This window comes from Metabacillus idriensis, assembly GCF_009674765.1.
Taxonomy (GTDB): domain Bacteria; phylum Bacillota; class Bacilli; order Bacillales; family Bacillaceae; genus Bacillus_P; species Bacillus_P idriensis.
Genome location: NZ_WKKF01000003.1, coordinates 194162 through 219042 on the forward strand (window position 1 = coordinate 194162; position 24881 = coordinate 219042).

27 protein-coding genes and 1 pseudogene are annotated in these 24881 nt (G+C 41.7%); 7 read left to right on the forward strand and 21 right to left on the reverse strand.

Annotation, left to right across the window (positions count from 1 at the left end; genetic code table 11):
* Positions 1 to 29 precede the first annotated feature (29 nt).
* Positions 30 to 1700, forward strand: a complete 1671-nt coding sequence (locus GJU41_RS13895) for a glutamine--tRNA ligase/YqeY domain fusion protein (RefSeq protein ID WP_070879589.1) — start codon at positions 30 to 32, stop codon at positions 1698 to 1700.
* 550 nt (positions 1701 to 2250) lie between these two features.
* Here the strand turns inward: GJU41_RS13895 and nadE are convergent.
* The 14 genes and pseudogenes from nadE to GJU41_RS13965 all read right to left on the reverse strand — a co-directional run bounded on the left by nadE (position 2251) and on the right by GJU41_RS13965 (position 12880).
* Positions 2251 to 3072 (reverse strand): NAD(+) synthase, encoded by an 822-nt coding sequence (gene nadE / locus GJU41_RS13900; RefSeq protein WP_070879588.1) that lies wholly within the window; start codon positions 3070 to 3072, stop codon positions 2251 to 2253.
* Positions 3073 to 3084: 12 nt separating this feature from the next.
* Positions 3085 to 3699, reverse strand: coding sequence for a nicotinate (nicotinamide) nucleotide adenylyltransferase (nadD, locus tag GJU41_RS13905; protein WP_170292801.1), 615 nt, complete (start codon positions 3697 to 3699; stop codon positions 3085 to 3087).
* A gap of 27 nt (positions 3700 to 3726) precedes the next feature.
* Positions 3727 to 5199 (reverse strand): nicotinate phosphoribosyltransferase, encoded by a 1473-nt coding sequence (locus tag GJU41_RS13910; RefSeq protein ID WP_070879586.1) that lies wholly within the window; start codon positions 5197 to 5199, stop codon positions 3727 to 3729.
* A 19-nt stretch (positions 5200 to 5218) separates the two neighbouring features.
* The gene (locus GJU41_RS13915) at positions 5219 to 5767 is read right to left on the reverse strand and encodes a cysteine hydrolase family protein (protein WP_070879585.1); all 549 of its coding nucleotides are present in this window, start codon (positions 5765 to 5767) and stop codon (positions 5219 to 5221) included.
* 54 nt (positions 5768 to 5821) lie between these two features.
* Positions 5822 to 6595, reverse strand: a complete 774-nt coding sequence (locus tag GJU41_RS13920) for an NUDIX hydrolase (RefSeq protein WP_070879584.1) — start codon at positions 6593 to 6595, stop codon at positions 5822 to 5824.
* 231 nt (positions 6596 to 6826) lie between these two features.
* Positions 6827 to 7375, reverse strand: coding sequence for an SUKH-4 family immunity protein (locus GJU41_RS13925; RefSeq protein ID WP_070879583.1), 549 nt, complete (start codon positions 7373 to 7375; stop codon positions 6827 to 6829).
* Between the two features lie 13 nt (positions 7376 to 7388).
* A pseudogene (locus GJU41_RS13930) lies at positions 7389 to 8404 on the reverse strand (hypothetical protein).
* The gene (locus tag GJU41_RS13935) at positions 8331 to 8801 is read right to left on the reverse strand and encodes a pre-toxin TG domain-containing protein (RefSeq protein WP_154318980.1); all 471 of its coding nucleotides are present in this window, start codon (positions 8799 to 8801) and stop codon (positions 8331 to 8333) included. Before GJU41_RS13935 ends, GJU41_RS13930 begins: the two are co-directional and overlap by 74 nt.
* Before the next feature lie 112 nt (positions 8802 to 8913).
* On the reverse strand, positions 8914 to 9468 hold the full coding sequence (locus tag GJU41_RS13940; RefSeq protein ID WP_070879581.1) for an SUKH-4 family immunity protein: 555 nt from the start codon (positions 9466 to 9468) through the stop codon (positions 8914 to 8916).
* A 2-nt stretch (positions 9469 to 9470) separates the two neighbouring features.
* Positions 9471 to 11441 carry a T7SS effector LXG polymorphic toxin gene (locus tag GJU41_RS13945; RefSeq protein ID WP_154318983.1) on the reverse strand — a complete coding sequence of 657 codons (1971 nt, stop codon included), beginning with the start codon at positions 11439 to 11441 and terminating at the stop codon, positions 9471 to 9473.
* 12 nt (positions 11442 to 11453) lie between these two features.
* The gene (locus tag GJU41_RS13950; RefSeq protein WP_070879579.1) at positions 11454 to 11714 is read right to left on the reverse strand and encodes a YwqI/YxiC family protein; all 261 of its coding nucleotides are present in this window, start codon (positions 11712 to 11714) and stop codon (positions 11454 to 11456) included.
* Positions 11715 to 12143 carry a YwqH-like family protein gene (locus GJU41_RS13955; protein ID WP_070879578.1) on the reverse strand — a complete coding sequence of 143 codons (429 nt, stop codon included), beginning with the start codon at positions 12141 to 12143 and terminating at the stop codon, positions 11715 to 11717.
* Between the two features lie 141 nt (positions 12144 to 12284).
* Positions 12285 to 12515 carry an excisionase family DNA-binding protein gene (locus GJU41_RS13960; RefSeq protein WP_070879744.1) on the reverse strand — a complete coding sequence of 77 codons (231 nt, stop codon included), beginning with the start codon at positions 12513 to 12515 and terminating at the stop codon, positions 12285 to 12287.
* A 74-nt stretch (positions 12516 to 12589) separates the two neighbouring features.
* Positions 12590 to 12880, reverse strand: coding sequence for a hypothetical protein (locus GJU41_RS13965; protein WP_070879577.1), 291 nt, complete (start codon positions 12878 to 12880; stop codon positions 12590 to 12592).
* Between the two features lie 216 nt (positions 12881 to 13096).
* Between GJU41_RS13965 and GJU41_RS13970 the strand changes: the two genes are divergently transcribed.
* The 6 genes from GJU41_RS13970 to GJU41_RS13995 all read left to right on the forward strand — a co-directional run bounded on the left by GJU41_RS13970 (position 13097) and on the right by GJU41_RS13995 (position 20367).
* On the forward strand, positions 13097 to 14059 hold the full coding sequence (locus GJU41_RS13970) for a D-2-hydroxyacid dehydrogenase (protein WP_154318984.1): 963 nt from the start codon (positions 13097 to 13099) through the stop codon (positions 14057 to 14059).
* A gap of 88 nt (positions 14060 to 14147) precedes the next feature.
* Complete coding sequence (locus GJU41_RS13975; RefSeq protein ID WP_154318986.1) at positions 14148 to 15662, forward strand: UDP-N-acetylmuramoyl-L-alanyl-D-glutamate--2,6-diaminopimelate ligase; 1515 nt, start codon at positions 14148 to 14150, stop codon at positions 15660 to 15662.
* A gap of 123 nt (positions 15663 to 15785) precedes the next feature.
* Complete coding sequence (locus tag GJU41_RS13980) at positions 15786 to 16160, forward strand: hypothetical protein (protein WP_070879574.1); 375 nt, start codon at positions 15786 to 15788, stop codon at positions 16158 to 16160.
* Positions 16161 to 16275: 115 nt separating this feature from the next.
* Positions 16276 to 18027, forward strand: coding sequence for a sensor histidine kinase (locus GJU41_RS13985; protein ID WP_070879573.1), 1752 nt, complete (start codon positions 16276 to 16278; stop codon positions 18025 to 18027).
* Positions 18014 to 18742, forward strand: coding sequence for a LytR/AlgR family response regulator transcription factor (locus GJU41_RS13990; protein ID WP_070879572.1), 729 nt, complete (start codon positions 18014 to 18016; stop codon positions 18740 to 18742). The genes GJU41_RS13985 and GJU41_RS13990 overlap by 14 nt, the downstream gene beginning before the upstream one ends.
* 173 nt (positions 18743 to 18915) lie before the next feature.
* A complete protein-coding gene (locus GJU41_RS13995) occupies positions 18916 to 20367 on the forward strand; it encodes a carbon starvation CstA family protein (RefSeq protein ID WP_070879571.1) in 1452 nt (483 codons plus the stop codon).
* 337 nt (positions 20368 to 20704) lie between these two features.
* Here GJU41_RS13995 and GJU41_RS14000 read toward each other — a convergent pair whose 3' ends face one another.
* The 7 genes from GJU41_RS14000 to GJU41_RS14030 form a co-directional block, all read right to left on the reverse strand.
* Positions 20705 to 21754, reverse strand: a complete 1050-nt coding sequence (locus GJU41_RS14000; RefSeq protein ID WP_070879570.1) for a toxic anion resistance protein — start codon at positions 21752 to 21754, stop codon at positions 20705 to 20707.
* Positions 21751 to 22410: a 5-bromo-4-chloroindolyl phosphate hydrolysis family protein gene (locus GJU41_RS14005; RefSeq protein ID WP_224771431.1), complete on the reverse strand. Its 660-nt coding sequence runs from the start codon at positions 22408 to 22410 to the stop codon at positions 21751 to 21753. The genes GJU41_RS14000 and GJU41_RS14005 overlap by 4 nt, the downstream gene beginning before the upstream one ends.
* Positions 22411 to 22696: 286 nt before the next feature.
* The gene (gvpU, locus tag GJU41_RS14010; protein ID WP_070879569.1) at positions 22697 to 23110 is read right to left on the reverse strand and encodes a gas vesicle accessory protein GvpU; all 414 of its coding nucleotides are present in this window, start codon (positions 23108 to 23110) and stop codon (positions 22697 to 22699) included.
* 27 nt (positions 23111 to 23137) lie between these two features.
* A complete protein-coding gene (gene gvpT, locus GJU41_RS14015; RefSeq protein ID WP_154318988.1) occupies positions 23138 to 23974 on the reverse strand; it encodes a YtxH domain-containing protein in 837 nt (278 codons plus the stop codon).
* A gap of 14 nt (positions 23975 to 23988) precedes the next feature.
* Positions 23989 to 24321, reverse strand: coding sequence for a gas vesicle protein (locus tag GJU41_RS14020; protein ID WP_070879567.1), 333 nt, complete (start codon positions 24319 to 24321; stop codon positions 23989 to 23991).
* 29 nt (positions 24322 to 24350) lie between these two features.
* Positions 24351 to 24635 (reverse strand): gas vesicle protein K, encoded by a 285-nt coding sequence (locus GJU41_RS14025; RefSeq protein WP_070879566.1) that lies wholly within the window; start codon positions 24633 to 24635, stop codon positions 24351 to 24353.
* Entirely contained in the window at positions 24607 to 24876 is a 270-nt protein-coding gene (locus GJU41_RS14030; RefSeq protein ID WP_070879565.1) for a gas vesicle protein, read from the reverse strand. Before GJU41_RS14030 ends, GJU41_RS14025 begins: the two co-directional genes overlap by 29 nt.
* Positions 24877 to 24881: the final 5 nt, after the last annotated feature.

Sequence of the window (24881 nt, forward strand, 5' to 3'; positions counted from 1 at the left end):
AGTTTACATAGAAGAAAGGACGATAAATATTGGAAAATAACTCGTCAAACTTTATCAAAAGCATCATAAAAGAGGACTTGGAGAACGGAAAGCATTCAACGGTCATCACCCGCTTCCCGCCTGAGCCGAATGGATACCTTCATATTGGCCATGCAAAATCAATCTTAATTAACTTTGAACTTGCCGATGACTTTGGCGGCAGAACCAATTTGCGTTTTGATGACACGAACCCTTTAAAAGAGGATCAGGAGTATGTAGACTCCATTAAAGAAGATGTGAAATGGCTCGGTTACGAATGGGATGAGCTTCACTTTGCATCAAACTACTTTGAGGAAATGTACAGCCGCGCTGTCCTATTAATCAAAAGAGGCAAAGCATACGTAGATGATCTGACTGCTGATGAAATCCGCGAATACCGCGGCACATTGACTCAGCCTGGAAAAGAAAGCCCGTACCGCAATCGTTCCGCTGAAGAAAACCTTGAGCTGTTCGATAAAATGCGCAAAGGTGAATTTGAAACAGGCAGCAAGGTGCTGCGGGCTAAAATCGACATGACGTCACCAAACCTGAATCTTCGCGATCCTGTTATTTACCGAGTATCACACGCGACTCATCATAATACTGGAGATACTTGGTGCATTTATCCGATGTATGATTTCGCCCATCCGATAGAAGATGCGATTGAAGGCGTGACTCATTCTATCTGTACAACAGAATTTGAGGATCATCGTCCTTTATACAACTGGGTTGTCGAAGAATGTGAAATGGAAAGCAAACCTCAGCAAATTGAATTTGGCCGCTTAAATATCACGAACACCGTTATGAGCAAGCGCAAGCTGAAGCAGCTCGTTGACGAAGGCTTTGTAGACGGCTGGGATGACCCGCGCATGCCAACGGTATCAGGTCTTAGAAGAAAAGGATACACATCCGATGCCATCCGTAATTTTGTAAGAGAAACAGGTGTGTCTAAAGGATACGGAGCTGTTGACGAAGCCATGCTCGAGCACTTCGCAAGAGAAGATCTTAAGCTGAAAGCTCCTCGTACAATGGGTGTCCTTAAACCGCTTAAAGTCGTGATTACGAACTATCCTGAAGGCGAATCAGAAATGCTTGATGCAGAGATCAATCCTGAAGTGCCTGAAATGGGCTCACGCCAAATCCCGTTCGGAAGAGAAATCTACATCGAACAGGACGATTTCATGGAAGATCCTCCGAAAAAATATTTCCGTCTCTTCCCTGGCAACGAGGTGCGCTTGAAGCATGCTTATTTCATTAAATGTGAAGAAGTCATCAAAGATGAAAACGGAAATGTCATTGAATTGCACTGCACATACGACCCTGAAACGAAAAGCGGGTCAGGCTTTACAGGCCGCAAAGTAAAAGGCACCATTCACTGGGTTGATGCTGCAAATGCAGTTCCTGCAGAATTCCGTCTCTATCAGCCGCTGATTCTTGACGCAGACCTGGAAGCGGAGAAAAGCGAAGAGGAAGCAGAAGAAAAAACATTCCTTGATTACGTAAATGAACAATCCTTAGAAGTTGTTCAAGGTTTTGTAGAACCAAACATGAAGGACGTAAAGGGCCAGGACAAATTCCAATTCTTCAGACACGGGTATTTCAACGTAGATCCGAAGAATTCAACACCTGAAAAAGCTGTTTACAACCGGATTGTTTCTCTAAAGAGCTCGTTCAAATTATAATAAACATAGAAAAGACCTAAATTTCTTCGAAATTTAGGTCTTTTTTTGATGAAATGTTCTTCAGCATTCGATTGTCAATGGTAAGAAGCTTGTCCAATACAGTTGAATGACGTCGTCTGAACCGCTCTTTTTACAAATCCAGTCAAAGTCCAACCCGAACATTGCAGAAATTTGGATGGTTTTAATCCTATTTTTTCGCGGTATAAACGTACTAACAAAGAAAAATTAAGGATGAAAAAAATAAATACTAAGCAGAAAGGAGGACGAAGAATCATGAAAATCAAGGCAGGCAGCTGGAGAATGCTGAGTGTACAGGAAAAACTATTTATTTTGCAGTCAGTGAGCTACAAAATGAAAAAATAAAAGAGTGTGGAGCCCCGTCAGGACCCTTTATCAGCCAAATTCCGCAAACTTGCAGCCGATCATTCGAATTTTACAGCCGAAATCGAAAAACATTTCAAGAGGAATCTATCGCACGCTTTGATTCCACAATCCTCAATCATAGACAAATATAAAAAGCAGCCGCAAAAATGACGGCTGCTTTCCTTATTTATTTCCACCATCCATCAAACTTGGTCGCTGGCAACTGGCGTTTATGCTCAGTCATTAAGTAGCGCTTTTCCACTTTAGAAGCGACTTCTTCTGACACTGATTTTCCTTCTAAGTAATCATCAAGCTCATCATAAGTAATACCCAGCTCCGTCTCATCAGCCTGCTGTGGTTTATCATCAAGCAAGTCAGCAGTCGGAACCTTCAAGTATAATCTTTCTTCAGCTCCAAGCTCTTTCAGCACGCTTCTGCCCTGGCGCTTAGTCAGGCCAGCTAAAGGAAGCAGGTCTGCTCCTCCGTCACCATACTTCGTAAAGAACCCTGTGACAGCTTCTGCAGCATGATCTGTACCGATGACAAGCAGTCCAGCCTCTCCTGCAATCGCATATTGAGTAATCATGCGTGTTCTTGCTTTCACATTCCCTTTATTAAAATCGCTCAGCTCATCCTGAACGGCATCTGCATATTGCTTTTCAAAGGAATCAACCGTCGTTTTAATATCAAACGTGATCGATTGATCCGGCTTAATGAATTTCAGCGCCAGCTGCGCATCATCTTCATCATGCTGAACACCGTGAGGGAGGCGGACCGCAATGAACTTCGCGTCGCTTTTGCCTTCACTGCGCAATTCTTCAACAGCAAGCTGTGCAAGACGGCCTGCCAATGTAGAATCCTGACCGCCGCTGATGCCAAGAACAAATCCTTTAGCACCTGTTTTTTTCACATAGTCTTTTAAGAACTCAATGCGTTCTCTTATCTCAGCCTTCGGATCAATTTCAGGTTTAACATTTAAATCACTCATAATCTTCTCTTGCAAGCTCATCAAAAATTCCTCCTATTGATATAAAGAATGTTTTTTAATGTATTCATAACAAGCATCAGGCAGCAGGTAGCGCGGCTCCCCGCCTTTTGAAAACTCGTCGCGGATGTATGTAGAGCTGATTTCCATCGCAAGCCCTTTATCAATCAAGTGAAAAGTTGAGCCGTCATCATGATTCCGCAAAATTGGGGACCGGGAAATCGTCCGGAGCATATCGATGCCTTCTCTGGCCATCACAATAAATTTATTGCTTGAAATCAGTTCCTGATCATATTTCCACTTGCCCTCTGCGATATCAACAAGCAGATCAGCACCCATAATAAAATAAATTTCATCATTCGGGTATTTCTTTTTAAAATGCTCCAGCGTGTAATACGTATAAACATTCCAGGCTTCCTGCTTAATTTCATAATCATCTGCCAGAAACTTATCATTCCCCTTAAGAGCAAGCTCAAGCATATTCCAGCGGTGCAGATCAGATGTCTTCATCAGTTTATCTTTCCGTTTGTTTGAACAAGGCAGAAAGATAATTTTATCCAGCCTGCAGCGATGTGCAACGGTGCTTGCCGTCCATAAATGAACATTTGTAATCGGATCAAACGACGAACCATAAATCCCTATCTTCCCCACTTGCGCTTCTCTCCCATCGTCCTCTACTTACTTCTTTCCCTGTTCAATCATATTCTTAACCTTAGATTGAACTTCTTCGATATTTCGCATCTTGTTCTCCCAGCAGCGCTCGCTTAAATCGACCGGGTACTCTTCAGGGTGCATCGTCCGCTTATATTCATCCCATAGGACATCCATATTTTGAGCCGCATAGTCCTGAATTTCCTGAAGCTCAGGAAGGTCATAAACTAATTTTCCATCCACAAAAATATCACGGTGCAGTTCCTTCGCTTCAAAATTCGTTACAAACTTGCTGACGAACGTATGAACCGGATGGAACATTTTTAAACGCTCCTCTGCCTGCGGATTTTCATCCTCAAGCGCAATATAATCGCCCTCTGATTTTTTATTGACGGAATTAATGATGCGGTATACCTTTTTAATCCCCGGTGTCGTCACTTTTTCAGGATTTCCGCTGATTTTAATCGTATCCTTCATTTCCCCGTTTTCATTTTCAATGGATACTAATTTATAGACAGCACCAAGAGCGGCCTGATCATATGCAGTAATCAGCTTCGTGCCGATTCCCCATGAATCAATTTGAGCACCTTGTGATTTTAAATTGATAATTGTATTTTCGTCCAAATCATTCGAAGCAATAATCTGCGTCTCAGTAAATCCTGCTTCATCCAGCATTTTTCTTGCTTTCTTTGACAGATAAGCAAGATCCCCGCTATCAAGGCGAATCCCTTTAAAGTTAATTTTGTCGCCAAGCTCTTTTGCCACTTTAATTGCTATCGGAACCCCTGATTTTAACGTATCATACGTATCGACCAGGAATACACAATCTTTATGACGTCGCGCGTACTTATGAAACGCAGTATATTCATCACGATAAGCCTGAACCAAAGCATGAGCATGTGTGCCTGCAACAGGAATGCCGAACATTTTGCCTGCGCGGACGTTTGATGTCGCATCAAACCCGCCGATGTAAGCAGCTCTGGTGCCCCAAATTGCCGCATCCATTTCATGTGCTCTGCGTGTTCCAAACTCCATTGCACTCTGATTGCCAACTACATGCTTGATGCGTGACGCTTTCGTCGCAATCAATGTTTGATAGTTCACAATGTTAAGCAAAGCAGTCTCTATCAGCTGAGCTTCTGCCAGCGGCGCCTCGATGCGCAGGATCGGTTCATTAGCGAAAACAAGTTCTCCTTCAACCATTGAACGCACGTTTCCAGTAAAGCGAACCTCTTTTAAATACTCCAAATAATCATCTCTATATCCTAATTCATCTCTTAAATACTCAATATCACTTTCTGTAAAGGAAAAACTCTGTAAGTACTCGACAATGCGTTCAAGACCGGCGAAAACCCCATAGCCATTGCTGAACGGCAGTTTTCTGAAAAAGACTTCAAACACTGCTTTCCGGTTGTGCATGTTATCTTCCCAGTACGTTTCTGCCATATTAATTTGGTAAAGATCCGTATGAAGCATTAAACTGTCGTCTGTGTATTTCATCAAAGGAACCTCCATCTGTCTATTCAACCCGTGCATTCAAGCTATTTTTAAAATGAGAAAGCGCCCATGCGTGGCCTTCAGGATTAAAACTTGCCACTGCTTTTTCATGAACAACTATTTTGAAGCCTTTGTTAAAACCGTCAACTGCCGTATGCAGCACGCAAATATCTGTACAAACCCCAACAAGGTGAATTTCCGTAATACCGCGTGCGCGGAGCTTCATTTCAAGATCCGTACCCGCAAACGCACTGTATCTTGTTTTATCCATCCATTGTACATGATTTTTCTCTTTATTCTGCTCATAAACGTCTTCAAGCTTCCCAAAAAGTCTGCGGCCGGCTGTTCCTTCGATATTATGAGGCGGGAACAAAGCACTTTCCGGATGAAACTCATCGTTCTCGTAATGCATATCAATTGCAAAGACCACATAATCTCCTGCATCTATAAAAGACTCCGTCAACTGGACAATCTCATCCTCAATCGCCTGCCCCGGCTTTCCGCAAGTAAGGGCTCCATCATCCGCTACAAAATCCACCGTATAGTCAATGTTAATTAACGCTCTTTTCATCAATGTCCACTCCCCTATAGTATTTAACACTTAATGAATTGTTAATTATCAAATCTAATAACGTGCCGTATAAATCGGCTTGACGACATCCATCTCGACAAACGTATAAAGCTGCGTCGGTTTTTTTGACGTCCTTGATGTCTTTCCCTCTGCCTCCTTGATAAATGGCAGCGTCTTAATCTTCCTTGAAAATGACTGGTCACTAGCAATGGCAGGATCATCCGTCACTGTCTTCAGCACCGCCTGCAGCTCCGAATAAGTAAAGAATTCAGGAAGAAAATTCTTTGCCACAGTCGTCTGCAAAAGATCATTCCTAATCATTTTAATAGCATCCTCAATGATGTCCCTGTGATCAAACGCCAGATCCAGCTTCAATACATCCTTGATCGAGAAAAGCTCTACCTCTGCAGCATCATCCTGAGCTTTTCTAAGGGACAGCGAATGCTCCGGAACAATCGCATAATGCGCATTCGAGATAATCCAGCCGCGCGGATCGCGTCCCGGCTTATCATACACGCCAAAGTGCTTCACATGAACACCGGAAACACTCGTTTCCTCTTCCAATTCCCGCTTAGCCGCCTCAAACGCCGACTCATCATCCTGAACAAATCCTCCCGGAACCGCCCACTTGCTTGCCTCAATGTTTGGATTCCCTTCTGCATCAAGCGCAGCACGCTGAATCAGCATCAGCTTCAAATCCATCAGCGGCGGCTTATACTCGCCATCGCTTATAGACACAATCGTAAACACACAAATATCTGACGTGTACCCATCAGGAGTCCTGTATTTTTTTATATCGTATTTCTTAAGAGCTTCATCGTTTGACATGAATAACTGGCTCCTTAATTCGTTTTTAATTAACAAGTTGTTAATTGTTAATTTATTTATACCTTATTTTTTGGAGGGTGTCAATGAATTATGTGGGGGAATTTTACGAAAAAAACCTTGAAAGGTATAATACCTGTCAAGGTTTCTAATTTCATTACATGTTCGATGTTATATCTGATTTAATATCTATTCATTCCATTTATCATATCCATACTTATTGATATCTTTAAGCTACTCCTGTAAATTTTCAATTTCCGTTCTCCAAAATGAATTAGAATCTATGGATTCCTTATCAATTCTTTTTAAGTCTTCTTTTAACCTTGTAATCAATTCCTCAGGTATATCATTTTCAAGAAAAGCATCTTCTCCATTTACTTCTATTGCTCTATCAATCATTTTATTGAAAAGTAAAATTGATTCAGCAAATTGATTAATTGAAGAGTTTATAAATATTTCATTATAATTATCACCATTATTTAAATAAACGATATTATCCTTAACGTTTAAGCAAACTGGATCACCAGAGCCTGTAGTTCCTAAATACCAATAATTTTTAAATTTCGAAGGCATATTAAATTTCTCTATAAGACTAAGCAAAATTCCATTTGATGAAATAAATTCAAGATAAGGTGGGGGTGTTTCAGGTAAACCAGCATTCACCAAGAAATCTCTTGTTTGTTCAGAAATCGAGTCAATAATCAAACCATCTTCATTAAAAGCAATTAATTCTCCATCTTTTGCAGTGTTCCAATTCTTCAAGAAATTTTCAGGTGACATCAATTTATGCAACTCCTTAGTTATCTTTAATAAATGTTTCTAATTTTTCAGCTATATTATCATCTATTCCCGTAATTCCCCACTCTTTTTCTACGTTATGAATACCTCCATATCCTGGGTGTAAAGAAAGTGGAAGTGCTACTGCTTGGCCTCCCTCACCAATATGATGGTGTCTCATCGGTTCTCCTAGATAGTCTTTATATTGTGGAAAATGTTTAATAAAATCTTCATCCATGATAGGCACTCGGCCTCTTTTAATTGTAGAAATATTTTTCTCGCTCCAATATTCTGGATTCTTTTAAGTAATTCATTAAAGAATTTTTTAGCATTTCTTTCCCAACCAGCAGCATTAGTACCTGAAAGCCCTTTCCCTTTAAAATTCATTTCAACGATTAAGCGAGAATCCACTAAATACTTCCTTGGATAATCAGTTAAGTCTCTTTGTCTATATCCTCTAATAGATTCGTGATTTACGCTTTTCAAAGTTTTTGCTTGAATAATTAATTCTCTTAATGATTTATGTTCAACATAAGGAAAATTAAAATTCAAGCCCATATTAGTTGAATATGCTTCACTTTTAACCCGCACTGGAACAGGTAAGTCACCAATCCGCCTTCCAATATCACTCAATTCTGTTTTTGCTTTTACTATCTTCTTATTCACATACTGGTTACTATATGGAGGCATTGGAAAGACAGCATTTTTTGCTTGCAGCCTGTCAACATAATAGCCTGCTCCCCCTAATCCAATGATTCCAAGCGCCTGCAACATACTATTTTGTCTCTGTTCACTAGTAAGTTCATTCCCAAACATGTCCTTACCCAAAACAGCCTCACCCAGTCCATTAGCCGACACCAGCCCGTATATCCCCATCTCCGTCTTCTGGAGCGTGCTAAATGATTTAGAGGTTTTATATGCATCAAGCGCATGGTCTGCCGCATTATAGGCTTTAACCGTTTTATAGATCGCGCTTCCGCCTTTGGCAGCCCGGCCTGCCCAGCCGACGACTGGGATGAAGCCGGCTGCTGCCATGGCGCCGGCTGGGATGCGCTGGGCATCTGTAAGCTTTTCTCCTGTTTACGGGGTCGACGCCTTCTGTGGCTCGTTTGTAGTCATAGTAGCCGGATACTTCGCCGGTGAAGGTTTTTGTGGTGTCCCAGAGTTTTCGTACCATGGGCGGTTTTCGAGTTCCTCGGCTATTTTTGCTTGTTTTCTTGCTTCTGCCTGGTCGCTCTTGAAGGATAGATATTCTTTGGAGGCTGTTTTCGATGTCCTTTTTCATTTTGTAGATGTCGCTGTTTTGATAAGCTTTTGCATCGAAGTTGATGGGTATGATGGTGCTGCCCTGTCTTGAGGAGTCCAGCAGCTGTTGATTGAGCTGATTAACTGCGTCTATCGTTTGTGTGCGTTCTTTTTCAGCTTTTTCCATGTGGTCTTCGAATGTCGGCCAGTCAGGAATCGATTATCATGAGAGTTAAACAAAAAAACGTTGATAGTAGATAATCACTATCAACGTTTATTAACTTTTAATTCATTAAAATTTATTGCTCATAGCTTTCCATTTCTATCTTCCAAAAGCTGTTTTCAGTCAAAGCATTTTTATCTATTTTTCTTAGTTCTTCTTCTAACCATAGTATTAAGTCTGTTGGTGCATTTTTTTCTAAAAAAGCTTTTCTTCCATTTACCAATTTAATTTTTTTTACAAAATCAACATATATTAGCAATGATTCTGCCAATTGATTTATAGATGAATTAATGAATATCTCATCAAAGTTATTTTGATAATCAAAACTAACAATAGCACCACTTTTTGTAGAAATACAAATTGGATTATTTTCTCCTGTAAATCCTATATATATAAATTCTTTAAATTTATTTTCACTTACCTCATATTTTTCATTAAGAGGTTTACCCCCACCTTGGTCAGAACCTTCAAAAGATAAAAAAGGTGCAGCAGACTCTGGTAATCCAGCTATCAACAAGAAATTCTTATCATTATTTAAGATTGAACTATTATCTATAACATCTTCTTTATAATGTACTAAACCATATACATCTTTATTCCATCGTTCTAAAAACTCTTGAGGTTTAATCATTGTTATTCCTCCAATTTGATTTTATGAATTCTATTAACATCTGACGTAAAAGTCTGTCCTATATTTGTTAAAGGGTCGTTATCCCTAATTAATAATTCTTTTTCTATATTATGGATTCCTCCAAATCCTCTGTGTAGTGATGAAGGCACTGCAGCAGCCTGTCCGCCACCTCCAATATGATGATGAATTAACTTATCACCAATACACTCTTTATATTGGTCAAAATGTTCTACAAATCTTTCATCAACAATTGGAACAAGACCGTTCTCTATACGTTCTATGTTTGTGTCACTCCAAGCTTCAGGTATCTGATCTAACAATTGATTGAAATGTTTAGCTGCATTTCTTTCCCATCCTGCAGCATTTGCACCACTTTTACCTTTTCCTTTAAAGTCCATTTCAGTTACTAATCTTGGATCAGCTCTATATTTTATGGGTATTTTATTTATATCAATATTTCTGTAATTTCTGATGTTATTATATTCAAAAACGTTGATATCTTTTTCTTTTATTTTAGCAGAATTTGCCTGCATCATCACATCTCTTAATGCCTTAGTTTCTACATTAAAAACATTCATACTTACCCCAGTGTTAGTCACAATAGCTTCACTCTTTATCCTAACAGGAACCTGAAAATTACCTACTCTTCTTCCAATGTCAGTTAAAATAGCATTCCCGTTTTCTATCTGCTTATTAACAAAATTATTGCTATAAGGCCCGTTCAACAATCCGCCATTCTTCGCAGCCAATTTATCCAGCCCATAAGCTGCTCCACCAACTCCCAAAATCCCAAGCGCCTGCAACATACTATTTTGCCTCTGTTCACTAGTAAGTTCATTCCCAAACATATCTTTGCCTAAAACAGCCTCACCCAGCCCATTAGCCGACACCAGCCCATAAATCCCCATCTCCGTCTTCTGCAGCGTGTTAAATGATTTAGAGGTTTTATATGCATAAAGCGCATGGTCTGCCGCATTATACGCTTTAACCGTTTTATAGACGGCGCTTCCGCCTTTGGCAGCCCGGCCTGCCCAGCCGACAACCGGGATGAAGCCGGCTGCTGCCATGGCTCCGGCTGCGATGCGCTGGGCATCTGTGAGCTTTTCTCCTGTGACGGGGTCGACGCCTTCTGTGGCTCGTTTGTAGTCATAGTAGCCGGATACTTCGCCGGTGAAGGTTTTGGTGGTGTCCCAGAGTTTTTCGTACCATGGGCGGTTTTCGAGTTCCTCGGCGATTTTTGCTTGTTTTCTTGCTTCCGCTTGGTCGTTCTTGAAGGATAGATATTCTTTGGAGCTGTTTTCGATGTCCTTTTTCATTTTGTAGATTTCACTGTTTTGATAGGCTTTTGCATCGAAGTTGATAGGTGTGATGGTGGTGCCCTGTCTTGAGGACTCGAGCAGCTGACCGAACAGGCCGACCAAGTAGCTTTGATCGTTTTCTGAGATGGCGTATTCTTCTGTCAGCGCCTGATCGAGCTGATTGACCGCGTCTATCGTTTGGGTGCGTTCTTTTTCAGCTTTTGCCATGTGGTCTTCGAATGTGTCGGTTGAAAAAACATGCAGCGGGACAAGATCATCTATACTGCGAAAGATGGACTGCAGAGCATCCTGCTGGCTGTGGACCATTTCCTTCGCACGATTTTGAGCACGCGGCACATTTTCTTCTATAAAGGACATTTGGACAAAGGTATCGCCTGAGAGCTTCGCATCTTCCGCATCACCGGGAATTCCCCTGAAAAAAGCGATGTTTTTATCAATGAGTCTCATCCAGGCTTCCACGACATCAACTTGTGCAGAATAAAAGCCTTTTATCGCTTCTGCCCCTTTTCCCTGGAATTCATCACCAGAGTTGACGATATCTAAAAACTGTTTTTTCAGCTGATTCAGCTGTTCCTTCAGCTCGTCGTATTGCTTGGCTCTCTTTTCCATTGCCGACACTAGCGTTTTTGCTTCATAAACTTTAATCGCTGCCACCTCCCTTTTGTCCTATCTGTGGACAATCGCTTCATCTTGTTCTTTCAATGAATCCACATTTGCACGCGTATCTTCTACATTTTTCTGAACAATCGTTACGTACTGCGAGATAAATTGATGAATCATTTCCTCCCGCTCCTGCCATTTCTCTGTGAAGTCAAGCTTGTTTTGGCCGGCATCTTCTGGTCCGTCTAAAACCAAAGCATCCAATGCCCGTTTGATTTCATCCAGCTGTTTCATCATTTCTGCATGATTCAGTTTAATTTGGGTCATTTAAAACAACCGCCTTTTTAAATCGTCTATTCTGTTTCCAAGCTCCTCAAATGCATCCTCGCCAACGGCCAAAAGCTTGTCTGCTTCATGGGCTAGTCCGCTGACTGCATTTAAGACCGTTCTGTCGATTTCAAGAGAGTTAATTTTCCACTGAATTCTCTGCTTATAAGCATCATAATCTTCATCTGCAATATTACGCATCACTTTATAAGCTTCATTGCGGTCTTCATGAAAATCATCCGCTCTTGACCCTTTCCATAAATGATCAAGCTCGGGATCAAGAATCTTGCGCATCTCATTCATGCATTCCGTCTGTTCATGTTCAATCTGCTGTTTAGCACGCTGAAGTCTATTAATCTGGTCGTTCAATTCAGAAGATTGATAGGATATCGCACCATGAATCTGATTCAGCATTTCCGAAAAACCCATTTTGATCACCTCTGACCTGATATAATTTCCATATTTTATAGTATAAGGTAGATAGTAGCACGATTGAATAGGACCATTGGCTTCAATTTGACAGCAGTCCCCTTTTTTCTTACAAAAAAGAAGTGCAGAGTGTGCACTTCTTTAATCTTCATCTTTGATGTCAATGTCTTCGGGAATCGGTTTGCTCAGCCACTCTTCCAGCTGTTCTTTGTATTTTTCCATCTGTTCCAAGTGTGTCGTAAACTGCTCTTTGTTGATCAAATACTGCTCTCCGTCATGAACTGCTCTGATTTGCTTCTGCAAAATCAGATTTTCAATATACGCTTCCGGCATGGACAAATGCTCGGCTGTTTCTTTAACTGTAAGATACATGTTCGATTCTCGCTTTCCCTGCATAAGTGGTATCCATTATTATAGTTGGATTATGCAATAAAGGAAAGCCGCATTCATTTAGCACGGCAAATTCGGTTCAATGCTCCGCTCTCGTGATCCACAGAAAAATAAAAATCCGGCCAGGACTCTGATTGATGATTTTCCATCCCGCAAACAACGGCTACATCAGCGTTTAGATGCGATGACAAGTAGAGAAAGGAATAGCCATTTGGACATCTTACATGAAATAACTGATTGCCTTCCACGTCATAGCCAATCAGAAACTGCGGGTTATTCTCGTGATCACCCGCTAAAGCCAGAACCCTGCTGACACTTGGATAAAAACGCTCTTGAAGTATCTTCATTTTTCCTGAAAATCACCTCATTATCTATTAGTTCGGTACGAAACTAGGAAATTTCCCCTCCTAACTCTTTACCCAATTTTCAAGCGGAAAAACTATATTTTTTAAAAAATCAGACAGAAAGAAATGTATATAGTCCCCTTAAAACTTCCGATGCATAGTCAAATCGAATTTTCTGATAATATTAACTTCATACGGACATTACTGGGAGGATTAATCATGACAAAAAGAAAACTTATCATCGCACAAGACCTTGATCAAAAACACATCAATGAGATAACAGCTATCATTCCTGACTGGGAAATTATCGCAGGAAGAGACAAATCCGTCTGGCAGGATCACCTTAAGGATGCCGAAGTGATTGCCGGGTGGAAAAAAGGGATGGAAGAAGATTTCCTTGCAGCTGACTCAAAGCTCAAATGGGTCCAGTCCTGGAGTGCTGGAGTCAATAATATGCCGCTTCAAGCACTTAATGAGAAAGAGATTCTCTTAACCAGCGCAAACGGTGTGCACGCTTTCCCAATTTCAGAAACGATTTTCGCCCTCATGCTAGGGCTGACGCGAAAAATACATACGTATGTTAGAAACCAGGCCGAACGGAAGTGGCATCATGCTGATATGAAGCTCGAGATACACGAAAAAACGATTGGCATTATTGGAGTTGGAGCGATTGGTCAGGAAACAGCTAAGATCGCTAAAGCGTTTGGCATGAACGTGATTGGTGTGCGCCATTCGGGCAAGCCTGCAGAGTTTGTGGATAAATTGTATACAAGTGACAAGCTGGATCATGTCCTTCCTCAGTGTGATTATGTCGTCGTAACATTGCCGCTTACAAAAGATACTCATCAGCTTTTCAAATACGAGCAGTTTAAAAAAATGAAGTCCTCTGCGTTCTTTATTAATATTGGCAGAGGCGAGACTGTGGCTGAGGAAGATCTCATAATAGCGCTTCAGGAAAAAGAAATTGCAGGAGCTGGCCTTGATGTGTTTGAAATTGAGCCGCTTGGGGAAAAGAGTCTCTTGTGGGAGTTTGAAAATGTGATTATTACCCCGCATACATCCGGTTCAACAGAATACTATAACGAGCGCCTTGCAGAAACCATTCTGATTCCTAATCTGAAGCAGTATCTAACAGGAGACACCCCTTCCATCAACTTAGTCGATTATAAAAAAGGATACTGATTGTTATAAATTTTTAGTATAGGAAGAGCGCTTGTATTGGAAAATATAAAGACTAATACAAATCCAGAATCATGAATGAGGAACACGAATGATTATACAATTTGATCAACTAGAAAACCTTACTCTGCAGCATATTTTCGGACAAGCCTCTCAAAACATAACAAGCCTTGCTTTTCATTCAAAACAGGTCAAGCCCGGCGCCCTTTTTTTCAGCATGAAAGGCGAGGAGCATGACGGTCATCAGTATATTGATGAAGCACTGGCGAACGGAGCTGCTGCCGTTATCGGAACGAGCTTTGAAAAGCTCGGGCAGCTGAGCCGCGACTATCCTGATCATACTTTCATTCTTGCAGAAGACGTTAGAGAAACAATGGCTCTTTTTGCAAAGAGGTTTCATAATCATTCTGATGAAAAACTTAAAACCATAGGGGTCACAGGGACCAATGGAAAGACGACTGTTGCGGCGTATGTGCGCTCTCTTTTGACGCTGTTAGATCTTCCAGCCGGTTCAATCGGAACAACTGGAATTTGGGCATCTACACATAAGCTCTCATATAAAAAGAGCACACCGACAACTCCTGAATCCACCGATCTTCATCAAATCTTTCATGATTTGGCGGAGCTTGGCGATAAAGCAGCTGTAATGGAGGTTTCCTCCATCGCAACTGACCAAAAACGAGTGCACGGCATCGAATTTGATGCAGCCATTCTTACTAACTTTTCTGAAGAACACCTTGAATATCATAAAACGATTGATCATTATAAAAAATGCAAACTGGCTCTTTTTGACCAGGCAAAATCTGCTGTTATTAATCTTGATGACATGGATATGGGATTAGAGCTTGCACAAACATACAGCGGCAAAAAAATTACCTATAGCTTGTCTCCGGTAAGCGGGGCTGATATCAGTGCTGATAACATTCAATTTTCTGATATAGGAACTAATTTTGATCTTTCTTATAATGGGAAGATTCATAAGGCAACAGCACCTATTTTCGGAACCTATAATATTGCCAACGCACTTGCTGCAATTGGAACTGCCCTTTTATTCAATTACAGAATGGAAGATATTCTGCGCTTCCTGCCGATGCTTGAGAGCCCAGAAGGACGCTTCCAGGTTATTACCGGGCCGGACAACAAGAAAATCATTCTGGATTATGCCCACACACCTGTTGCTCTTACCCGTCTGGTGGAAGAAGTTAAGAAAATGGAATACAACCGTCTGATTGTCATGATTGCAGGAATCGGCATCCGCGACTTTAATAAAATGCCAAAGATGGCCGCAGCCATTGAAGGACATGCAGACGAAGTCATTGTAACGGTAGACCATCCCGGACATCATGATCCTCAAATCATCATTGATCAAGTGATGAAAGGATTTTCGCAGCCGAAAGCGCCAAACATCAAAGCAGCCCTCACTCGTAAAGAAGGAGTCATCGCTTCTCTGGCAGCAGGTGAACCAGATGACATCATCCTCCTTACCAGCGGCTGCATAAATGGAGCGCAAATTGTAAAAGGCAAAGAAATTCCTCATTCAGACGAGGAAATCATCGAATCTCATTACCAATCCTATTATCATGACTGCCATGAGCTTGAAGCATAAAGCTCATGGCATTTTGCTGCTTCCTGAAATATTTTTCAGGCTGTCTATAGGCATCTGCCCTGCCACTCCTCATCTTGCTACATAGGCTATTTAAGTAACATGACACAAAGGAGTGAAGCCCACATGAACCCATATCAGTTTTATCAAGGTTATGTCCCTCAGCAAACAGACTATTATATGAATTATCAATACAACCCTTATCAGCCGCAGCAAGCGCAGGACCAATTCGATCCAGATCGTCAGCCGCAACAATTTCAGTCGCTTGAAAGAAGAATCAATGCTTTAGAAAGACAAAACGAGCAGCAATCACGTGAGATTAATCGACAAAACCAGGAAATCAGAAATCTTAGAAGAGAGCTTAACCAGACAAATCAAGAAGTGACTCGTCTTAATCAGGTCGTCGAGCGTCACACAAGACGTCTGAACCGCTTAAACCAGCGCCTTCGTGCAGTCGAAAACAGACTAAACATTCCGTTTACAGCTGAAGACGGGTTTTAACATCCAAAGCAGCCTTTTCGCTGCTTTTTTGTGTGCCAAAAACCCTCTGCTTTGTAAAAAGCCTGCATTCCATTAGAATAAGAACATATTCTTTTATCCAAAAAGGAGCAGATGTATGTTTGAACTGCTGATTACAATGCTCGAACGGCTCAGTATTATTGTAACGATTGCATTTATTCTGACAAGATTCCGCTTTTTCAGAAGCATGATCTATCAGGACCAATTAAACCGCAGCCAGCAGTATACAGCCATTCTTTTCTTTGGCTTTTTCGGAATCATCGGCACATATTCAGGCTTGTCACTGAGCACAGAAACACTCGAGTTTAACCGGTGGGCTTCAGGACTTGCCTCTGATGAAGCCATTGCTAATTCGAGAGTCATCGGTGTCGTGCTTGCCGGGCTTTTAGGCGGCTATAAGGTCGGCATAGGAGCAGGGCTGATTGCGGGTATCCATCGCTTTACCCTTGGAGGATTTACCGCTCTTTCTTGTGGACTTGCTTCTATTATTGCTGGAGTTTTGGCAGGGGCTTTCTTTAAAAAGAATGCTCAGGTTAAGCTTTCTTCCGCTTTTCTTATAGGGGCTTTAGCTGAAATTATTCAAATGGCGGTCATTCTGCTCGTATCACGGCCTTTTGAAAAAGCGCTTGTGCTTGTCGAAATGATAGGCGTGCCAATGATTCTTGCAAACGGTCTCGGTTCCGCTCTATTTCTTCTCATCATAAAAAATGTAGTGAATGAAGAAGAAAAAGCCGGTGCCCTGCAGGCTCAAAAAACACTGCGAATCGCCGATCAAACACTCGCCTATCTTCGGGGCGGCATGAATACTCAATCGGCTCAGGCAGTTTGCCAAATTCTGCATAAGGAAATTAAGACAAGCGCTGTTGCGATGACAAGTAAAACCGAAATTCTGGCTCATGTCGGTCTCGGAAATGATCATCACCGTGTGAACAGCCCGATTCAAACACAAATAACAAAAGATGTGATTCGTAATGGTGATCTGATTATTGCCAGTGACAGAACCATTCATTGCAGAGAAGCATCGTGTCCGCTCGGTGCCGCTGTAATCGCACCGCTTAAGCAGCGCGGGGAAACGATTGGCACGATGAAATTTTATTTTGAATCAAAAAAAGAAATTACGGATATTGTCATGGAGCTGATTACCGGCCTCAGCAGCCTGCTCAGCAATCAGCTTGAAATCGCTGAAGCGGATAAAGCCTTTCAGCTCGCTAAAGAAGCTGAAATCAAGGCACTTCAAGCCCAAATTAGTCCTCACTTTCTTTTTAATTCATTAAACACGATTGTCTCTTTGATCCGGATAGATCCTGCAAAAGCAAGAAAGCTTCTTGTCTCTCTGTCACATTTTTTAAGATCCAACCTTAACGCTACCACCAGTGACATGACCACACTTGAGCAGGAGCTAAAGCATATAAAAGCTTACCTTGCGATTGAGGAAACGCGTTTTGTTGACAAGCTGTCAGTTCATTATGAAATCGATGATGATGCACTCTTTGTAAGAATCCCGCCTTTGAGCCTGCAGCCCATTGTGGAAAATGCGGTCAAGCATGGCATTAAGGATAAGGAAGAAAACTGTGTGATCACCATTTCCGTTCATAGAAAAGATGGAAAAACCTGCGTAAACGTAAAAGATAATGGACATGGAATGAGTACAGAACGGGTCAGACAGATTGGGAAAGAAACCGTGCAATCTGCACATGGATCAGGTCTTGGACTGTATAACGTCAACCGCAGATTAACCATGATGTTCGGCAGCACTTCTGCCCTTCAAGTGAAAAGTGTGTCAGGTCATGGGACTGAGATTTTTTTTACGATTCCGAATACGGAGGAAAAAACGAATGGAGACAATTAAAATCGTCATTGCGGATGATGAACGGTACAGCCGCGATGAATTAAAACATTTATTAAGTGAATTTTCATCGATCCAAATCATTGGAGAAGCAGATACAGGTGAAGCTGCCGTCATGAAAACACTTCAGCTTCAGCCTGACGTCGTTTTTTTAGACGTTGAAATGCCCAAAATGAACGGCATGGAAGCGGCGAAATCACTGATGGAATTAAAGAAAGTCCCACTGATTGTGTTTGCAACAGCCTATCCTCAATTTGCGGCAGAAGCCTTCAGATACGAAGCAATCGATTATTTACTGAAGCCCTATGACGAAGAGCAGCTAAAGCAAACTGTGCAGAGAATGGAAAAATTGCTGATTCAGGCCAAGGGTTCAGAGAAAAGTATAATAACCGGGAAGCTTGCCGTAGAGGTTGAAGGAGAAATCATCTACCTAGAACCAAAGGATATATTATATATGTACCGCGATGATAAAGTTACTAAAATCATTACAAGGACAAAAAGCTTCGATACAAAAACACCATTAAAAGACTTAGAATCCCGTTTAGGCCCATACTGTTTCTTTCGAATCCACAAAAGCTACCTTGTCAATTTGGATTATGTGGCAAAGCTCACTCCGTGGTTCAATGGGGCCTATCAGCTTGAACTGGAAGGAACCGAGGAGATGCTTTCTGTCAGCAGGAATTATGTGAAGTCGCTGCGGGAGCGGCTGGAGATATAATGGTTTTTGAGAAAGCATGGAAAACGCCTGCTTTCTTTTTTTGCATCTAAATCCTTCTTTTCGGCATCTTACCCCTCTATTTCTGCATCTTGTACACAAAACGTCCATAACTTCCTGTAGTCCTTTATACTTATGTAAACGCATACATCATTAATTATTCAAGGAGGGTTCCTATGTATACATTTCTAGCCGGTGTTGTCCTTTTAATTGTTGGTTATTTTACGTACGGTAAATTTGTTGAAAAAGTGTTCGGTGTAAACGAGGGCAGAACGACTCCTGCTTTTACTCATCAGGACGGTGTTGATTACCTGCCGATGAACACGAAGAAAAATTCATTGATTCAGCTGCTGAATATTGCTGGTGTCGGTCCGATCTTTGGCCCAATTATGGGAGCGCTTTATGGACCGGTTGCCTTCCTTTGGATTGTGCTCGGCTGTATTTTTGCAGGAGCCGTGCATGACTATTTAACAGGTATGATTTCTATCCGCAATCGCGGCGCTCATTTACCTGAGCTTGCCGGAAAGTTTTTAGGAAAAGTGATGAAGCATGTTGTAAACGCATTCGCGATTCTTTTGCTTTTATTAGTAGGAACCGTATTTGTTACAGCACCAGCCGGCCTGCTTTACAGCTTAATGAACGGCTGGGCAACAATGGGACTTATCCTTGCAGCTATCTTTATTTACTATATCTTGGCGACATTGCTTCCTATCGATAAAATCATCGGAAGATTCTATCCGATCTTTGGCGCATTGCTTTTAATCAGTGCGATTGGTGTTGGCGGAGGTTTGGTCATTACAGGCGCTCCAATTCCGGAGCTTACGCTTGCAAATCTTCACCCTGATAATGTTCCAATCTTTCCATTGCTGTTCTTGACGATTTCCTGCGGGGCGCTGTCTGGCTTCCATGCTACGCAAACTCCGATTATCTCAAGAACGACTCAAAATGAAAAACAGGGACGCAAGATTTTCTACGGCATGATGATTGCTGAAGGTGTCATTGCGATGATTTGGGCTGCTGCAGCAATGAGCTTATTTGACGGCGGCACAGGCTTGAACGCGCTGCTTGCAGAAGGCGGACCTGGCGCAGTAGTAAGTGAAGCTTCTACTCTTATGCTTGGAGCAATCGGAGGAACACTTGCCGTACTTGGCGTTATTATCCTGCCGATTACATCAGGAGACACGGCTTTCCGAAGTGCACGTATGATTATTGCTGATTACTTCAATATTTCTCAAAAGAAAATGTCAAGCCGTTTATGGATTGCACTTCCATTGTTCGTCATCTCTTTTGCTCTGACAAAAATTGATTTCACGATTCTATGGAGATACTTCTCATGGGCAAACCAATCGACAGCCGTTATTGCGCTATGGGTTGGGGCTATGTACTTGTTCATCGCCAAGAAAAATTACTGGATTGCCATGATTCCGGGAATTTTCATGACGATGGTGACGGTGACTTACATCTTGAATGCACCAATCGGATTCGGATTATCAATGACAACTTCCTACATTGGAGCAGCTATTGCTACGATTGCGGTAATCGTTACTTTCTATATCGCAGCTAAGAAAGCAAGAGCCAATAACCTTCCACTTGAAGATGACGTTTCAGGCTGGAAGCAGGTATCATAATGGGCTGCTGCAGTCCGAATTACCGGCAAACAGTTAATGAGGAAGAAGAAAAGGTAAATCGCAAGGGAACAGATCGTGCTCCTTTGCTCTTAAAAATTGCAGGATGTTTAGTAATCGTAGGGGGCATAATTACTGTGATTCTGACGTAAAAAAGCAGGAACCGATGACGGTTCCTGCTTTTTTCAAGAGATAAGAAAGGATAAAATTTTGCGCTTCGATGGCGAGCGGAATCGTCCAACTCCTCGGCCAGAACGGATCCGAAAGTATTGGCAAAAAGCGCCTTTTCTGGCGGATCCTTATCTGTCATGCCTGCGCTAAACGGGCGCTTGCGCTTTTCTTATGCCTGAAGCTTCTGCTTTAGTTCGCTTTCTCTGGCCATGATCTCGGCTTCTGTTTCCTCGCGTTTGTTTTTTCCGTCCACATGGATTCTCATCGTTTCCTGTATGGAAGCCTGAAGGTTTTCTTGTATTTCTTTTAGTGTATCTAAATCAAACATGCTGCGCTTCGCTCCGCCAATAACCGCGGCCTGCTTTTGATAGAGTTCATTTGCAGGTTCAGAAATCTTCCTTCCAGCATCTGCCGCGCTCTTTTGTCTGATCAGAGTCAGTGCAATGGACACCTGATTCTTCCAAAGCGGAATGGCTGTTACGAGGGAGGATTGAATTTTTTCAGCCAGCTTTTGATTTGTTTTTTGAATCATGCGAATTTGAGGTGCGCTTTGAATTGTTATTTCCCTGCTGATTTTTAAGTCATACAGCCTCTGATCCAATTGATCTGCAAATTGAAGAAGATCCTCCAATTCCTGCTGCTTCATTGGATCATTGGAACCTGAATTTGCATTTTTTAGTTCAGGGATTATTCTATTGTGCAGTTCTTCAAGCTTCATTTCTCCGGCTGCAATATAGACATTCAATGAGTGAAAATAATCTTTGTTATTGTCATAGAGCCTGTCGAGCATGACAATATCAGATAAAAGCATATTTTTGCTGCGCTCAAGTCTTACGCTGATTCTGTCAATCTGTGCCCCAGTTTTATTAAATCTGGAGAGGACTTCCTGAATGGATTTCTTTCGTTTCCCAAACAGACGCCCTAAAAATGAGGTTTCTTCCTGCTGTAAATCGTCAGGACGGACCTCATTCAGGTTTTTCATGAATTCGTCGAGGATTTCGCCAACCTGCCCGATATCCTTTCGCTGCACCTGCTCAAGCATGACATTTGAGAAAGCTAGCAGCTTGGATTGCGCAGGCAGCCCGAATGATACCAATAGTGCATGGTTTTTTGGGTTAATCTGTTTGGCCAGCTCGTATGCCCTGATTTTTTCCTCTTCAGAAAGCACGTCAATTAGCCGGGCTGTGTTTATTTGCTGAAATAAATCAATCTCATTCATTTAAATTTCCGGCTCTCATCAAGATGTTTCGTGTCTTGATTTGTTTTAATGGAATGTTTGGCTACATCGATTTCAAGATTAAGCTCATCGACATCATCCTGTACCATGGAGTACAAATCCTGTTCAATCAGACGTGTCAAATCGTTTAATGTTTTTCTCGTTTCATTTAATGATTTCTCAAGCTCCCAATTCCTCTTAGGCTGGGAGGACAAGAAAACGTATTTCTCAGCGAGCAGCACAGCCGAATCCAAATGAGAAAAGAAAAATTTCTCCGCTTTGTAAAAACGTCTCGGCTCTCTTATTGTTAAACTGTAGATTCTTCGGGCAACACGCACAAGCTCGATTCGCTCTTTTAAAGAAGGAAGATGGCGAATGGTTAAAAGCGTCTTCTGCAGGCGGGCCATCTTAGGCTTTACTTCCTCAAGCTGTTTTTTGATGTATTTATAATCTTTCCGGGTAAGAGAATTTTTCTTTAAAAACCTGGAGTTCATACTCACTGAAGCAATTGAATAAGCAGAGGCTCCTCCTGCGAGCGAATAAGCAGCTGCCGCTAATAAAGGCTGATCAAAACCGATTAAACTCACGGTCCCGACAGTCCCTGCAGCCGGTATGGCCGCAAGCATCCGGACACTGAATGCCACAAACGGATTCATCATCAATCGACTCCTAACATAAAGTCTCTATTTTAAATACGTATGTATATAGTAAGGGGTTTCAGTCCTGGCGGGATAAAAATGGAAAATAGTCCTTTATCATTAATATACAGCATTACTGCCGATTTTTCTATTGGTCGGCAATAGTAGGAGGTGTAGGGCTTGAGGCTTAGAGAGGCGGGAGGATGATTTAATGCCTGCTCTGACCATTATCTCCTAATCTCACGAGGTGACCATAGGTGTTCTCCATAAAAAAACAGCCGGGCAAATGGCTCCCGGCTGTTTGTATCTATTCTGATTTCTTGCTTGCTGGTCTCGCATCTGAAATTTTCCCGAGGAAAAATCCATTGATTTCACTTAATTTGCCTCTCCAGAGGATTTGTCCTTTGGAAGGGGTGGATTTGCTGTCGCCGACATACACTTTCGTGTTTTTCAAATGAATGAAATGGGCTTCAGCATCTCCGTTTGATTCAACGGATTCGCTTGCAAGGGATAACTGCTCGCTTAATTTCTGTGCGACTTCACTGCCATCTTCAAACGTTTCACTCAGTGCATCAAAGTATTCCTTAGCGGAAACCATTGTGCCTGAAATAACGGCACCGTTCACGTTTAACGTGATGTCCAGCGCAAAGCCGTGTTTATTTGAAGCCTGTACAAAGAATTCAAGTACACTGTCTTTTGATGAGGCTGTTGCTGTACTCATCTCCACGTCTCCTCCTTCCTCTCTCAGTTAAGATGATGTGTCATCGTCGCTGCTTAGAGAAGTATCTTCTGATTCTTCTTCATCTTTTTCATTTTTTTCATCTTTTGCTTTTGCAGATTTTGAAGCCTTAGGCTTTCTTCCGCGTCCTGATTTTTTTTGCGGCTTTTTCACTTCGTCTTTGCCATCGTACATCATTTCTTCTTCTTCTTCTTCGTCTTCTTCAATTTCATCTTCACTATCATCTTCGTCTTCATCTGATTCATCAGATTCAGCCTTTGATTTGCTTGTTTTTTTCTTGCTTGGTGTTTCTTCTTCCTCTTCGTCGTCCTCTTCATCATCTTCTTCTGTGCTGCTTTGGCCGCTTAATTTGTTCATTTTTTCCTCAAGCTGCTGAAGACGTTCTTGAAGAGTCTCGTTTTCTTGCTTTAATGCTTCGAAATCTTCATTTGAATTTGAAGATGAAGTTTCTTCTTCTGATGAATGATTCACTGCTTCTTCTTGATCAGCATCTTCTGACTTTGTTTTGTCTTTTTTAAATAGATTAGTAGCTGATGATTTTAAGCTTGAAGCACCTTGGAATGATTTTTCCTTTGCTGCTTTTCCAAAGTCTGCAGCTTTGCTTTTTAATTCATCTGTATCAATACGGGCAAGCAGCTTCTTTCCGTTTTCTGGTGTAGCCAGATATCCAACTGTTGCTCCAAGGATACTTCCTGCAACTGTACGTTTGATTGGTGCGCTTCTTCTTGAAGATTTTTCCTGAGTAGATTGCTCTTTATTTGAGTTCTCTTTGTTCGAGTTCGCGGCTTTCGTATTTTCCTTTTGATTTTCCACCTGTGAGTTGTCTAATTTTGTTTGTTCTGCCATTGTAAATCCCTCCATTATTTTAGTTGGTTAGCTGTATTTAAACGATTTGAGCCAAGCTGATTTTCAAGCAGCTCTAATCGTTCATTCAATTTCTTGTTTTCTTCTTCCAGTGCTTTTGTATTGTTATTCTCCGCTTTGGAGCTTAGATAAGGATCATTCTCCCACCAGTCCATGCCGATTTCTTTTGCTTTATCAACAGAAGCGACTATGAGGCGGATTTTAATTGTCAGCAGTTCGACATCCGCAATTCCGACGGTAATATCGCCTGCGATGACGACCCCTTTATCCAAAATCTTTTCAAGTACATCTACAATTGAGCTCGATTGCCCAGTAGTTTGGACTGCCATTACATGTCCCTCCAAGTGGCCGCGTTAGGTTATAACAAGCTGCCTAAAGGACCGAGATCTATATTCAAATCTTCGGCGTCAAGGCCAAAGACTTCTTTCAACTCTTCCATTTTTTCTTCAAGGTTCATCAGGGCAACACCCAGATTTTCAATTTGCTCGTCCGTCAGCGTTCCACCCTCCACCCGCCGCATCGCATGACGTTCGACAATTTGCCGGAGAAGCTCAACGACTGTCAGGACTAGCTGCGCAAGTCCGTGTTCGGCATTGTCAGGATCAAGCTGGATTCTACCATTTGTTCCGCTTACCTGTTGCATCAACTAACTCCTCCCTCTGCTTATCGAATTGATCAGATGTGACGGGCTTTCGGTTGCCTGCTTTCGATTGAACAAGTGTTTCAACGGAAGCAATTAAAACCCTTAGATCCAAATACACTAAATCCACACCAGCGATCGAAATGATTAAATCACCTTTGATGGCCACACCCTTATCGAGAATGACATCTAAAATATCAATAAGTGCTATATCCTTGTTTTCAACTGATTCTCTAAGAGACATCTGTC